At 72.9% G+C, this 13086-nt stretch carries 11 protein-coding genes; 6 read left to right on the top strand and 5 right to left on the bottom strand.

Annotation, left to right across the window (positions count from 1 at the left end; translation table 11 throughout):
• Positions 1-152: 152 nt before the first annotated feature.
• Both ACFC0G_RS09595 and glgB read left to right on the top strand, forming a co-directional pair.
• Positions 153-1502: a maltokinase gene (locus ACFC0G_RS09595; RefSeq protein ID WP_376399842.1), complete on the top strand. Its 1350-nt coding sequence runs from the start codon at positions 153-155 to the stop codon at positions 1500-1502.
• A 438-nt stretch (positions 1503-1940) separates the two neighbouring features.
• A complete protein-coding gene (gene glgB / locus ACFC0G_RS09600) occupies positions 1941-4208 on the top strand; it encodes a 1,4-alpha-glucan branching enzyme (RefSeq protein WP_376399845.1) in 2268 nt (755 codons plus the stop codon).
• Here the strand turns inward: glgB and ACFC0G_RS09605 are convergent.
• Complete coding sequence (locus tag ACFC0G_RS09605; protein WP_376399848.1) at positions 4195-6450, bottom strand: HelD family protein; 2256 nt, start codon at positions 6448-6450, stop codon at positions 4195-4197. The two genes, glgB and ACFC0G_RS09605, sit on opposite strands and share 14 nt — an antisense overlap.
• Positions 6451-6558: 108 nt before the next feature.
• Positions 6559-7236 carry a DUF4386 domain-containing protein gene (locus ACFC0G_RS09610; protein WP_376399851.1) on the bottom strand — a complete coding sequence of 226 codons (678 nt, stop codon included), beginning with the start codon at positions 7234-7236 and terminating at the stop codon, positions 6559-6561.
• An 84-nt stretch (positions 7237-7320) separates the two neighbouring features.
• Here ACFC0G_RS09610 and ACFC0G_RS09615 point away from each other — a divergent pair, with 84 nt between their 5' ends.
• Positions 7321-8022 carry a TetR/AcrR family transcriptional regulator gene (locus tag ACFC0G_RS09615; RefSeq protein ID WP_376399853.1) on the top strand — a complete coding sequence of 234 codons (702 nt, stop codon included), beginning with the start codon at positions 7321-7323 and terminating at the stop codon, positions 8020-8022.
• On the opposite strand, the gene ACFC0G_RS09620 is transcribed toward ACFC0G_RS09615, so the two are convergent.
• The 3 genes from ACFC0G_RS09620 to ACFC0G_RS09630 form a co-directional block, all read right to left on the bottom strand.
• Entirely contained in the window at positions 8019-8360 is a 342-nt protein-coding gene (locus ACFC0G_RS09620; RefSeq protein WP_376399856.1) for a thioredoxin family protein, read from the bottom strand. The two genes, ACFC0G_RS09615 and ACFC0G_RS09620, sit on opposite strands and share 4 nt — an antisense overlap.
• A gap of 5 nt (positions 8361-8365) precedes the next feature.
• Positions 8366-8800 carry a MerR family transcriptional regulator gene (locus tag ACFC0G_RS09625; protein ID WP_376399858.1) on the bottom strand — a complete coding sequence of 145 codons (435 nt, stop codon included), beginning with the start codon at positions 8798-8800 and terminating at the stop codon, positions 8366-8368.
• A gap of 193 nt (positions 8801-8993) precedes the next feature.
• Positions 8994-9524 carry an Lrp/AsnC family transcriptional regulator gene (locus ACFC0G_RS09630; RefSeq protein WP_376399861.1) on the bottom strand — a complete coding sequence of 177 codons (531 nt, stop codon included), beginning with the start codon at positions 9522-9524 and terminating at the stop codon, positions 8994-8996.
• Positions 9525-9591: 67 nt separating this feature from the next.
• Between ACFC0G_RS09630 and ACFC0G_RS09635 the strand changes: the two genes are divergently transcribed.
• From ACFC0G_RS09635 to ACFC0G_RS09645, 3 genes are all read left to right on the top strand, one after another.
• Positions 9592-10569 (top strand): NAD-dependent epimerase/dehydratase family protein, encoded by a 978-nt coding sequence (locus ACFC0G_RS09635; protein WP_376400490.1) that lies wholly within the window; start codon positions 9592-9594, stop codon positions 10567-10569.
• On the top strand, positions 10569-11450 hold the full coding sequence (locus ACFC0G_RS09640; protein ID WP_376399864.1) for an aldo/keto reductase: 882 nt from the start codon (positions 10569-10571) through the stop codon (positions 11448-11450). The genes ACFC0G_RS09635 and ACFC0G_RS09640 overlap by 1 nt, the downstream gene beginning before the upstream one ends.
• A gap of 124 nt (positions 11451-11574) precedes the next feature.
• Positions 11575-13083, top strand: coding sequence for a glycoside hydrolase family 16 protein (locus tag ACFC0G_RS09645; protein WP_376399867.1), 1509 nt, complete (start codon positions 11575-11577; stop codon positions 13081-13083).
• Positions 13084-13086: the final 3 nt, after the last annotated feature.

Genomic DNA, 13086 nt, shown 5'->3' on the forward strand with positions numbered 1-13086 from the left:
GTCCATACGGGCCTTCTTGCCGGACCCATACGGATCTTCCCCTTCCGACACGTCCCGCACTTCCGGACAGTCCAAGCCGCCATCCGGGACACTCTGCGCATTTGAACGCATACGACGCCCAACTGCGCGCCCCGGGGAAAGGACGCGATGCCATGCCGGAGACCGCATCCACCACCCGGGCCCCGGACGCCCTCCTTCCGTCCCTCGCCCCCCTGCTCCACGAATGGCTGCCCCGGCAGCGCTGGTTCGCGGGCAAGGGCCGCCGGGTCATCGGATTCACGCTGGACGCGGCCACCGAGCTGCTGCCCCTGGACGGCGCGGGACCCGGTCTGCTCCATCTCCTCGTACGGGTCGACCAGCCCGGCCGCCCGGCCGGCACGCCCGCCGACTGCTACCAACTGCTCCTGGGCGTACGGACCCAGCTCCCGCCCCGCCTCGCCCCCGCCCTGATCGGGCGGATCCGGCAGGGCCCGCTCGCCGGACGCGCGGTCTACGAAGGGCTGCGCGACCCGCGGCTCGCAGGACTCCTCTACGAGCGGCTGCGCACCCCGGGCCGGACCGGCCCGCTGCGCTTCCACGCCACGACGGCGCTCCCGCCGGCCCTGGCCCCCCGCATGCTCGACGCCGAACAGTCCAACTCCTCGCTCGTGTACGGCGATTCCTACATCCTGAAGATCTTCCGGCGGGTCAGTCCGGGTGCCAACCCCGACCTGGAACTCCCCCTCGCCCTGAGCCGGGCCGGCTGCGCCCGGGTCCCGGCACCGGTCGCCTGGTTCGAGTCCGGGGCCGCGACCCTCGGCGTCCTCCAGCCCTACCTCCGGGACTCCCGGGACGGCTGGCGGCTCGCGCTCGACGCGCTGGCCGACGGACGGGAGTTCGCGGCCGAGGCGCGGGCCCTCGGCCGGGCCACGGCCGAGGTCCACCTCGCCCTCGCCGACGCGCTGCCGACCCGGCGGCTGCGGCGGTCCGAGACCGAGCACCTCGCCGCCGCGATGGACCGGCGGCTGCACGCGGCGGCGCAGGCGGTGCCGGCGCTCCTGCCGTACGTGCCGGGGCTGCGGGCCGTCTTCGCCGCGGCCGGCGAGGCGCCCGGCGCGGGGGCGCTCCAGCGCATCCACGGCGACCTGCACCTGGGGCAGACCCTGCGGGGCTCCGACGGCGGCTGGGCCGTCATCGACTTCGAGGGCGAACCCGCGAAGCCCCTCGACGAACGGCGCAGCCCCCAGCCCACGGTCCGCGACGTCGCAGGCATGCTCCGCTCCTTCGACTACGCGGCCCGCACCCACCGCCCGTGGAACGCGGACTGGGCGGCGCGCTGCCGGGCCGCGTACTGCACGGGCTACGCCGAGGTGGCGGGCGCGGACCCGCGCGCCGACCCCGCCCTGCTCCGCGCCTACGAGACCGACAAGGCGGTCTACGAGGTCGTCTACGAGGCCCGCCACCGCCCGGACTGGCTCCCGGTCCCGATGTCCGCCATCGAACGCCTCGCAGCCTCACGGTGACCCGCACCCAGCCGCCCCACCGGGCTGACACCCCACCCCCGTTGTGGGCAGTCGTTCCGCTGGGGCGGAACGGGTGGGCACAACGGGACGGCGCCCTGTCCGGGCGCATCCGCTCCCTGTGCCCCCCCGACGGGCGGGGCGCTGGACGGCGCGGGTCCTGGTGGTGCGGGTCGGTGCAGGGGGCGGAGGCGCCGCCAAGGGCGCCGTCCCGTGTGCCCACCCGTCCCGCCCCAGCGGGACGAATGCCCACACGGGGGGGGCGGGCGCCCTGCCCGCGCAGGGGGCGCCCAGACCCGTTCGGCCCAGCCGCAGGCGGGACCGTACCGCTCTCGCCTGCGGCGACCCCCACGCGCCCCGTTCGGCCGAGTGTCCCGCGCCCGCGGGATGCCGTTTCCTACCCCGTACCCCTGTTCCCCTCGCCCCTCAGGAGGCACCCCCGTGACCGCCCGATCCGCAGGCAAGACGTCCCGCGCAAGGAAGACGCCCGCACCGGACCGGACCGCCGTGCGGAAGGCGCCACCCCTCGGTCCGGGTGACCGGGGGCGGCTGCTCGCGGGCGAGCACCACGACCCGCACGGCGTGCTCGGCGCGCATCCGGTGCGCGGTGGCGTCGTGGTGCGTGTGCTGCGCCCGTGGGCGAAGGAGGTGGCCGTCCTCACCAAGGGGCGCCGCGTCGTGCTGCACGACGACGGCGACGGGCTCTTCTCCGGTCTGCTGCCCCTGCTGCGCAAGGTGCCCGCGTACGAGCTGCGGGTCCGGTACGAGGAGGGGGGCGAGGAGCTGGCCGTGGTCGACCCCTACCGGTTCCTGCCCTCCCTCGGCGAGCTCGACCTCCATCTCATCGGTGAGGGGCGGCACGAGGAGCTGTGGACGGCGCTCGGCTCTCACACCCTGGTCCACGAGGGCGTGGCCGGCACCCGCTTCGCCGTCTGGGCGCCGAACGCGCGGGGGGTCCGCGTCACCGGCGACTTCACGCACTGGGACGGCACCGCGCTGCCGATGCGTTCGCTCGGTTCGACGGGCGTGTGGGAGCTGTTCGTGCCGGGCGTCGGCGAGGGCGCCGTGTACAAGTACGACATCACCCGGCCGGACGGTTCGCACACCGTGCGCGCGGACCCCATGGCCCGCCGCACCGAGTGCCCGCCGAACACCGCGTCGATCGTCACCGCCTCGCACTACACCTGGGACGACGCCGAGTGGCTGGCGCGGCGCGGCACCCGCCCGCACCACGAGGCGCCGCTGTCCGTGTACGAGCTGCACCTGCCGTCGTGGCGGCCCGGGCTGACGTACCGGGAGCTGGCCGAGCAGCTGCCCGCCTACGTCCTCGACCTCGGCTTCACGCACGTCGAGTTCATGGCCGTCGCCGAGCACCCGTTCAGCGGCTCCTGGGGCTACCAGGTCACCGGCTTCTACGCGCCGACGTCCCGGATGGGCAGCCCCGACGACTTCAAGTACCTGGTCGACGCCCTGCACCGGGCGGGCATCGGCGTCCTCATGGACTGGGTCCCCGCGCACTTCCCGAAGGACGACTGGGCGCTCGCCGAGTTCGACGGGCGTCCGCTGTACGAGCACGAGGACCCGCGCCGCTCGCACCATCCCGACTGGGGGACCCTGGAGTTCGACTACGGCCGCAAGGAGGTGCGGAACTTCCTCGTCGCCAACGCCGTCTACTGGTGCCAGGAGTTCCACCTCGACGGGCTCCGGGTGGACGCGGTCGCCTCGATGCTCTACCTCGACTACTCGCGCGAGCACGGCGAGTGGCTGCCGAACGAGTTCGGCGGCCGGGAGAACCTGGACGCGGTGGCCTTCCTCCAGGAGATGAACGCCACGGTGTACCGGCGCTGCCCGGGGATCGTGACCTTCGCGGAGGAGTCCACCGCCTGGGACGGCGTGACGCGGGCGACCGACCAGGTGGGCCCGGGCGGCTTCGGCGGCCTGGGCTTCGGCATGAAGTGGAACATGGGCTGGATGCACGACTCGCTGGGCTACGCGGCGAAGGAGCCGGTACACCGCAAGTACCACCACCACGAGATGACCTTCTCGATGGTGTACGCGTACAGCGAGAACTACATCCTGCCGATCTCCCACGACGAGGTCGTGCACGGCAAGCGGTCGCTGGTCTCGAAGATGCCGGGCGACTGGTGGCAGCAGCGGGCCAACCACCGGGCCTACCTGGGCTTCATGTGGGCCCACCCCGGCAAGCAACTCCTCTTCATGGGGCAGGAGTTCGCGCAGGGCGGGGAGTGGTCGGCGGAGCACGGGCCCGACTGGTGGCTGCTCGACCCGGCGTACGGGGCGGAGCCCGACCACCGGGGCGTGCGGGACCTGGTGCGGGACCTGAACACGGTGTACGCGGCGAACCCGTCGCTCTGGGAGCGGGACACCGTCCCGGACGGCTTCCAGTGGGTCGTCGGGGACGCCGCCGAGGACAACGTCTTCGCGTTCCTGCGCTTCGACGGCTTCGGCTCCCCGCTGCTCGCCGTCTGCAACTTCTCGCCGGTCGTCCGGCACGACTACCGGATCGGCGTGCCGGACACCTTCGCCGCCTGGGCGGAGGTCCTGAACACGGACGCCGCCCGGTACGGCGGCGGGGACGTGGTCGGCACCGACCCGGTGAAGACCGAGTCGGTGCCGTGGCACGGCCGTTCGGCGAGCGTGCGGATGACGCTGCCGCCGCTCGCGACGGTCTGGCTCAGGCCGGCGTGACCTCCCGCGTGGCGCTCCTGATCACGCCCAGGCGCTGGGTCGCCCGGGTCAGCGCCACGTACAGGTCGTTGATCCCGTGCGGGGCGCCGGCCACGATGCCCTCCGGGTCGACGACCAGGACCGTGTCGAACTCCAGGCCCTTCGCCTGCCGGGGGTCGAGGAGGACCACCGGCAGGGTGAGGTCCGGGGCGGCTCCGTGGGCGGCGTCCGGCAGGGCGGCGACCAGGCCGGGGAGCAGGTGCTCCGGGGCGATCACCGCGAGCCGGCCCTCCGTCCGCAGCTCGGCGGCGACCGCGTCGGCGGCCTCCTTCACCGGGTCGTCGACGGTCCGGTCCCAGGGCGCCACGCCGGTGGAGCGGACGGACCGGGGCGGTTCGAAGCCGGGGTCGGCGGCCCGCCGCACCTCGGCGGCGACCTCCATGATCTCGGCGGGCGTGCGGTAGTTGACCCCGAGGCGGACGTGCTCCCAGCGGTCCTGCACGTACGGGGAGAGGATCCGCTCCCAGGCGCCGACGCCGGCCGGGTCGCCGGTCTGGGCGGGGTCGCCGACCAGGGTCATGGAGCGGGTCGGGCTGCGGCGCATGAGGAGCCGCCAGGCCATCGCGGAGAGCTCCTGGGCCTCGTCCACGATGATGTGGCCGAAGGCCCAGGTGCGGTCGGCGGCGGCCCGTTCGGCGGCGGTGCGGTGGTCGGCCTCCTCGTGCCGCTCGGCGAACCGCTCGGCGTCGATGATGTCGTGGGCCGAGAGCACCTCGGAGGCGTCCTCGTCCAGCTCCTCCTTGTCCTCGAACTCGTAGGTGCGCGAGGCGTACGAGACGTCGAGGACGCCCTGCGCGTACTGGATCTGGCGCTGCCGCTCCGCCTCCTGGGCGGCCCGGGCGGCCGAGTCGTCCTCGCCGAGGAGCTCCGCGGCCTCGTCGAGGAGCGGCACGTCGGCGGGGGTCCAGTCACCCGTCTCGCGCCGGATCGCCGCGGCGTCCGCGTCGTCGAGGTGGGTGGGCTCGACGAGGTAGTCGGCCAGGAACTCCTGGGGCGTGAGCGACGGCCAGAGGGTGTCGACGGCGGCGTGCACGTCGGGGTTGGCGGCGATGCCCTTGGCGAGCAGCGCGCGGTCGTCGGGGCCGAGGAAGTTGGGGCCGCCGTAGGGGTCGGCGCCGATGCGGTCGGCGAGCTGCTCGGCGAGCGAGTCCAGGATCCGGAAGACGAAGTAGGGGCGGGCGAGGTTGTGCGGGAGGACGGTCTCGCGGGCCTTGTGGCGGGCCTCCAGGGCCATGTCCCAGTCGATGACCAGGTCCCCGTCCTCGTGCGGGACGACGAGGGGCGCGCCGCGCTCGGGGACCTGCTGGCGGTCCCGTACGGCCGCGGCGAGCGCCTCGGCCATGGCGGCGGAGCCCTTGACGGCGGCGGCGCGGGGGGTGTCGGTGCCGGTGGCGCGGACGCCGGGGAAGAGTTCGGCGGGGGTGGCGAGCAGGACGCCGGTCTCGCCGAGGGACGGCAGGACGTTCCCGATGTAGCCGAGGAAGGCGGGGTTGGGGCCGACGATGAGCACGGCCCGCTTGGCGAGCTGCTCGCGGTGGGCGTAGAGGAGGTACGCGGCCCGGTGCAGGGCGACGGCTGTCTTGCCGGTGCCGGGGCCGCCCTCGACGACGAGGACGCCCTGGTGCGGGGAGCGGATGATGCCGTCCTGCTCGGCCTGGATGGTCTGCACGATGTCGTGCATGCGGCCGGTGCGGGCGGCGTCGAGCGCGGCGAGCAGCACCTCGTCGGCGTCGCGGCTCTCGTGGCCGGTGCGGGTGGCGTCGCCGAGGTCGAGGACCTCGTCGTGGAGGGCGGTGACCTCGCGGCCCCGGGTGGTGATGTGCCGTCGGCGGGAGAGGCCCATGGGCTCGTACCCGGTGGCGAGGTAGAAGGGTCGGGCGATCTCGGCGCGCCAGTCGACGACGAGGGGCGTGCGGTTCGGGTCGTCCCTGCGGATGCCCAGCCGCCCGATGTGGTGGTCGCGGCCGTCGCGGAAGACGAGCCGGCCGAAGCAGAGGCCGCTCTCCCCCGCGTCGAAGGCGGCGAGCAGCCCGGACTGTTCGGCGACGGTCACGTCCCGTTCGAGACGGCCCTGGTTGCTGCCGACCCCGGGGGTGCGCAGGGCCTGGGCGACGGCGGCCTCGGCACGGTCCCTCAGGTCGTCGAGGCGTGCGTACAGATCGGTGATGAATTGCTGCTCATTCCGAAATTCCTCGGTTGACAATTCGACTCCCGGCGCGATACAGTGCGTTTATTGAACGTCTCCGTGCCTTTTGTTTTTCTGGACACGGAATCCATTAATATACGCGATGCAATACCCCGACTGTCAATTCTAGTCGGGGTATTTCTGTGTCACCCGGAATCCACGGGCGAGGAGCCGGACGGCGAGGGTCACCTCCCAGGCGAAGACCGGGAGGGCCGCGAGAGTTCCCGGGGCGGACACCTGCTCGTAGAGACCGAAGAGCACGGCGACCGCCGAGGCGCAGATGAGCCCGCCGCCCACCAGGCCGAGCAGGGCGATCCACCGCGGCACGAGCCCCGTGCGGAGCATCACGTACGCCAGGACCAGGGTGTTCGCCCCGAGGACGACGTTGGGGCCGAGCAGGAACGCCCAGTCGTGCACCGCGACCAGCGCGCTCGCGGCCACCTCGCCGGCCTGGCCCGCACCGCCGGCCAGGTCCTGCCGCAGAGTCACCACCGCGAGGACGGCGACGATGCCGACGGCGATCACGGCCGCTTCGAGCAGCCGGCCGCACACATAGCCGACCGCCAGGGCCTCGTGGCGACGCCTGATGACGGGGTACAGCGCGACCCCCGTGCCGATCACGGCGACGAGCAGCACCATCTCGCACAGCGCCCCGGCCCGGACGCGGGCGTCCGTGCCCGGTCCGACGACATGGGCGGCGCCGTCGAGCACGGGGCCGTACAGCGCGAGTCCCGCCACCGCCGCGACCTCGGTGACCAGGAACAGTGCCCCGGTCACCACCGCGGTCCTTCGTGTCGCGTCCACGAGTCTCCCCTTCCCTTCCAGGGGTGTACGGCGTACACCTGCCTGTCGGAGGACACGGTAGGTGTACGGCGTACACTCGTCAACATGACTCAGCACCGCGGAGCGGCCGATCGCGCCCCCCTGAGCAGGCAGCGGATCCTGCGCGCCGCCGTCGCGCTGGCCGACGGGACCGGGGCCGAGGCGTTCAGCATGCGCCGCCTCGCCCAGGAGCTCGGCGTGGTCCCGATGGCGCTCTACAAGCACGTGGCCAACAAGGACGAGCTGCTCGACGGCATGGTGGACGTCGTCGTCGGCGACATCGCCCCGCCGGTCCCCGGAGCGCCCTGGAAGCCGGCCGTACGGCAGCAGATCCTCGCCGCCCGGCAGGTCCTGCTGCGCCACCGCTGGGCCGCTTCCGTCATCGAGTCGCGCCCCGGCCCGACGCCCGCCGTCCTCGCCCACCTCGACTCGGTGATCGGCACGTTCCGGGACGGCGGTCTCTCCGCGGACCTCACGCACCACGCGATGCACGCGCTGGGCACCCGACTGCTGGGCTTCTCCCCCGAGCTGTTCGCCACCGGCGGCGGGGCGGAGGACGCGTCCGGCGTGCCTGACGAGGCCGCCGCGCAGGCGGCCGCGGCCTATCCCCGGGTCGCGGAGATCGCCGCGGCCGCCGCCCACGACGCGGGCTCGACGGTCGGCGGAGGCTGCGACGACCAGTTCGAGTTCGCGTTCGCCCTCGACCTCCTCCTGGACGGCATCGAACGCCTCCACGAGCAGGGCTGGACCTCCGCCCGACAGGTCTAGGGGGCCAGGACGTCCTCCAGCTCCGCCAGGAGGCGGCGCTTCGGGCGGGCCCCGACGATCGATTTCACCGGCTCGCCCGCCCGGAAGACCATGAGCGTCGGGGTCGCGAGGACCCCGTACTTCACCGTGGTCTCCGGGTTCCGGTCGACGTCGATCTCGACGATCCGCAGCCGCGCCGCCTCCTCCGCGGCGATCGCGCCGAGCACCGGCTTCAGCTGCCGGCACGGTCCGCACCACTCCGCGGTGAACTTCACCAGGACCGGCAGCTCGGCCTCCAGCACCTCCGTGCCGAAGTCCGCGTCCGTGACCTCGGCCACGCCCTCCGTGTACGTCGTCATCTCCGTCACCCCTCCGTCTCCGGGGCCGCGTCCGTGTCCGCGTCCCACTCCGTGCCGAGCTCGCACCGGGGTTCCGGGCCGTGCGGCAGTTCCGCCTCGGCCCGCAGCAGCTGGGCGCCCACCTGGGCGCGTACCGCCTGGAGCTGTTCGATCAGGCCGTCCAGTTCGGCGACCTTCCGCCGGTAGACGGCGATCGACGCGGGGCAGGCGTCACCCGTCGGGTGCCCCTCGCGCAGGCAGTCGACGAACGGCCGCGTCTCCTCCAGCTCGAACCCGAAGTCCTGCAAGGTCCTGATCTGCTGGAGGAGCCGCAGGTCGTCCTCGTCGTACGTGCGGTAGCCCTGTTCCGTGCGCCGCGCGGTCAGGAGGCCCCGGGACTCGTAGTACCGCAGAGTCCGCGTGGTGGTTCCCGCCCGCTCGGCCAGCTCTCCGATGCGCATGTCCCCGAACGTAAGCCTTGACGCCGACGTCAAGGCAAGAAGGGAGCGAAGGGGAGGTTCATTGACGATCTGTGAAGGGGAGTGGAGAGGCAAAGCCGTCCCTGTTGTCCTCTTGCCTCCATGCCTCCGCTTTCCAGCGCGGACCGGCACGCGACGCGAGTTCCCTCATCTCAGCCGCGCGGCCGCGGGGCTGTCAAGCGCGCTGCCCGCCGGGCGGCAGCAGCGGCTTCCGCTCCACCGGCGAGGACAGGACGACCGAGGTCGTGGTCCGGCCGAGCGCCGAGGTCTGTTCCAGGACGTCTTCCAGGTGGACGGTGTCGGTGACGGCGACCTTGAGGATCCAGCAGTCCTCGCCCACCACGTGGTGGACCTCCAGGACCTCGGGGCGCGCGGTCAGTTCCAGGGTCCGCGGGTGCTTCAGGGTGTAGCCGCCGTGCGGATTCACCCGGATGAAGGCCTGGATGCCGTAGCCGAGCCGGGCCGGGGAGACATGGGCGCCGTAGCCGGTGACCGCCCCGCTCGCCTCCAGGCGGCGGACCCGTTCGGTGACGGCCGCGGGACTGAGCCGGACGCGGCGCCCGAGCTCGCTGAGCTTGATCCGGCCGTCGGTCTGCAGCAGGTCCAGGATCTGCCGGTCGATGGCGTCGAAAGCGGCTGCCGAGGAATCGTCGGCGGCGGGGCGCGAAGGCCGAGGTTCCTTCGGTGCGGCGGCCGGAAATCCCATGAATACCCCTTCAGACGGCGAGCGCACAACGTAACACTTGTCGTGCGACACAAGGGAGTTGGGAATGATGGACATTCTGGTCATCGGCGGGAACCGCTATTTCGGAAAGCGGCTCATCGCCCTGCTGAGGGAATCCGGACACCGGATCACCGTGCTCAATCGGGGCTCTTCCGCCGCCCCCGAGGGAATGGAACAGCTCGTGGCGGACCGCGACGACGAGGCCGCCCTGGAATCCGTTCTGGCGGGCCGTTCCTTCGATGTCGTCGTGGACCAGGTCTGCTACACCCCGCGCCAGGCGGAGATCGCCCGGCGGGTGTTCCGGGAGCGCACCCGGCGCTATGTGATGACGTCGACGGTGGAGGTGTACGAGTACGAGGACTCCGCCGCGGGCGTGCCCGTCGCCGAGTCCGCCCTCGACCTGGCGGCGGTGACCGTCGACACGGGCCTGGCCTGGGAGGACCCGGAGTTCCGCGAGGCGCACTACGGGGAGGGGAAGCGGCAGGCGGAGGCGGTGTTCGCGGCCGGGTCGCCGTTCGCCTGGACGTCGGTGCGGGTCGCCCACGTGCTGGGCGGCGCGGACGACTTCACGGGCCGGCTCGACCACTACGCGCGGCGCATCCGGGCCGGCGAACCGATCGCCGTCCCCGTGGTGAACCGTCCGGCGACCTATGTGTACGTGGAGGAGATCGCCGCGTTCCTCGCCTGGGCGGTCGAGGCGGAATTCACCGGCCCGGTCAACGCGCATTCCCACGGTCCGCTCACCACGGCCGACATCTGCGCGGAGATCGAGAGGCAGGTGGGCGGCCGGACGGTGTTCCGGGAGGTGGAGGTCGGCGAGGTATCGCCGTTCTCGTTCGCCCGCGCGTACGGGATGGACAACTCCCGTGCTCTCGCTCTCGGTTATTCCTTCCGGCATTCGGCCGAGTGGCTTTCGCTCGCGGTGTCCGAGACGGTCGGCGCGAGGGACTCCGGGGCGACGGACATCGGGGCGACGGACATCGGGGCGACAGGCACCGAGGCGACAGGCATCGGGGCGACGGCCTGATGCGTACGAGAACGCTGGGGGACGTACGGGTCGGGGCGGTCGGCTTCGGCACGATGCCGCTCTCGATCGAGGGCCGCCCCGACGAGGCCCGGGCCGTGGCGACCGTGCACGCGGCCCTGGACGCGGGCGTGACGCTCCTCGACACCGCCGACTCCTACCACCCGCCGGGCGGTGCGCCCGGCGAGGGCGAGCTGCTCGTGGCGCGGGCCCTGGCCTCGTACGGAGGTCGCACGGACGGCGTCCTCGTGGCGACGAAGGGCGGGCGCGGCCGGACTGCGGACGGCGGCTGGACCGTGGACGGGCGGCCCGCGCACCTGCGGCAGGCGGCGGAGGACTCGGCCCGGCGGCTCGGCGGGACGCCGATCGGCCTGTACCAGCTGCACAAGCCGGACCCGGCCGTCCCGTACGCCGAATCACTGGGCGCGATACGGGAGTTGCTCGACGCCGGTACGGTCCGGCTGGCCGGGATCTCGAACGTGGACGGGGAGCGGATCCTGCTGGCCCGCGAGATCCTGGGCGACCGGCTGGTCTCCGTACAGAACCGCTACTCGCCTGCGGTCCGGGAGAGCGAGGCGGAGCTGCGGCTCTGCGCGGAGCTCGGGATCGCGTTCATGCCCTGGAGTCCGCTGGGCGGGATCTCGCGCAGCTCGCTCGACGGGACGTCCGCCCTGGAGGAGGACCCGGAGTTCGGAGGGTTCCACCGGGTGGCGCGGGAGCGGGGGGTCAGTCCGCAGCGGGTGGCGCTCGCGTGGCTGCTCAGCCGGTCGGAGACGGTGCTGCCGATCCCGGGGGCGAGCCGTCCGGAGACGGTACGGGACTCGGCGGCGGCGGCCGAACTCATGATCTCTCCCGAGGAGTTGTCCCGACTGGTCGTTCAGTAACCGAAGGCACCGGACCCATTGACGGGGCCGGTGTCTCCAACTACAAAAGCTTCCTGAGAGCGCTCTGAGAGCGCTCTCAGATCCTGTGCACACCCCGCGTACCGTCCCCCCGGAGGTGTTCCCCTTGCGTTCCCCGAGCCGCGCCAGACGCACATCCCGCACCCCTCTGCTCGCCTCGCTCCTCGCCGGCGCCCTCGCCGCCGGCGCCCTTCTCGGCCTGGGCGGAGCGGGCAGCGCCAACGGCGCCGTCCCGCCCGCCCCCGGCTGGTCGCTCCAGTGGAGCGACGACTTCAACGGCCCCGACCGCGCCCTGCCGAACGGCGCCGACTGGCAGATCGACACCGGCCACGCCTACCCCGGCGGGCCCGGCAACTGGGGCACCGGAGAGATCCAGAACTACACCGCGAGCCCCGACAACCTGCGCCTCGACGGCACCGGCAACCTGCGGATCACCCCGCTCCGCGACGGCGCCGGAAACTGGACCTCCGGCCGGATCGAGTCCCGGCGCGCCGACTTCAAGGCCCCCGCGGGCGGCACCCTGCGCATCGAGGGCCGCATCCAGATGCCGAACGTCACGGGTGACGCGGCCCTCGGCTACTGGCCCGCGTTCTGGGCGCTCGGCTCGCCGTACCGGGGCAACTACTGGAACTGGCCCGCCATCGGCGAGTTCGACATCATGGAGAACGTCAACGGCCTCAACTCCGTCTGGGGCGTGCTGCACTGCGGCGTCAACCCGGGCGGCCCCTGCGGCGAGACGACGGGCATCGGCTCCAGCCGCGCCTGCCCCGGCGCGAGCTGCCAGTCGGCCTTCCACACGTACCGCTTCGAGTGGGACCGCTCGACCTCCCCGAACGAGCTGCGCTGGTACGTGGACGACCAGCTCTTCCACAGCGTGAACGAGGCCAGGGTCGGCGCGCAGACCTGGGCCGACATGACCGGCCACGCCGGGTACTTCCTGCTGCTCAACGTGGCGATGGGCGGGGCGTTCCCGGACGCGCTCGCGGGGAAGACCCCGACCGCCGCGACCGTTCCCGGGCGGCCGATGGTGGTCGACTACGTGGCGGTGTGGACGAAGGGCGGCGGCTCGACGACGCCGCCGACCACCCCGCCCACGACCCCGCCGACCACTCCGCCCACGACGCCGCCGACCACTCCCCCGCCGTCCGGCTCCGCGCAGCTGTACCTGCGCGCGGGCGGCGGTGCCGGGGACGCGACCACGGCTTCGACGGTCGCGCTCGCCTCGGCGGGCGGCGCCAACCACGACGGGACCCCGGCCGACCCCCAGGTCTTCACCTCGGGGCCGGTCACCCGGACGTACAACGGCGGCGCGACCCAGTTCGACCTGTTCGTGGACGCCGGCACGGCCGTCGCCAACGGGCAGCAGGTTCGGGTCAGTTACGACCGCACCGGCGACGGGAGCTGGGAACGGACGGAGACGTACCAGTACTTCGCGACCGATCCCGTACCGGGCTACGAGCACTACACCCAGGCGCGCGGTCTCCGGTCCGCCACCGGCAGCCACGGCAACCTGGTGAACGGCAAGGTCCGTGTCGAGGTGTGGAACGCCATCGGGAACGGGCCGAGCACGCTCGGCATCGGCAACCAGTCCGTCGTCCGCATCCCCTTCGGCTGAGCG

The sequence above is a fragment of the Streptomyces sp. NPDC056169 genome, assembly GCF_042268445.1.
Classification (GTDB): Bacteria; Actinomycetota; Actinomycetes; order Streptomycetales; family Streptomycetaceae; genus Streptomyces.

Excerpts from the sequence above, each read along its gene's own strand:
- ACFC0G_RS09635 (WP_376400490.1), top strand. The coding sequence starts at position 9,592 with ATGGACATTCTGGTCATCGGCGGGAACCGCTATTTCGGAAAGCGGCTC.
- ACFC0G_RS09630 (WP_376399861.1), bottom strand. The coding sequence starts at position 9,524 with ATGGGATTTCCGGCCGCCGCACCGAAGGAACCTCGGCCTTCGCGCCCC.
- ACFC0G_RS09620 (WP_376399856.1), bottom strand. The coding sequence starts at position 8,360 with ATGACGACGTACACGGAGGGCGTGGCCGAGGTCACGGACGCGGACTTC.
- ACFC0G_RS09595 (WP_376399842.1), top strand. The coding sequence starts at position 153 with ATGCCGGAGACCGCATCCACCACCCGGGCCCCGGACGCCCTCCTTCCG.
- ACFC0G_RS09615 (WP_376399853.1), top strand. The coding sequence starts at position 7,321 with ATGACTCAGCACCGCGGAGCGGCCGATCGCGCCCCCCTGAGCAGGCAG.
- ACFC0G_RS09640 (WP_376399864.1), top strand. The coding sequence starts at position 10,569 with ATGCGTACGAGAACGCTGGGGGACGTACGGGTCGGGGCGGTCGGCTTC.
- ACFC0G_RS09625 (WP_376399858.1), bottom strand. The coding sequence starts at position 8,800 with ATGCGCATCGGAGAGCTGGCCGAGCGGGCGGGAACCACCACGCGGACT.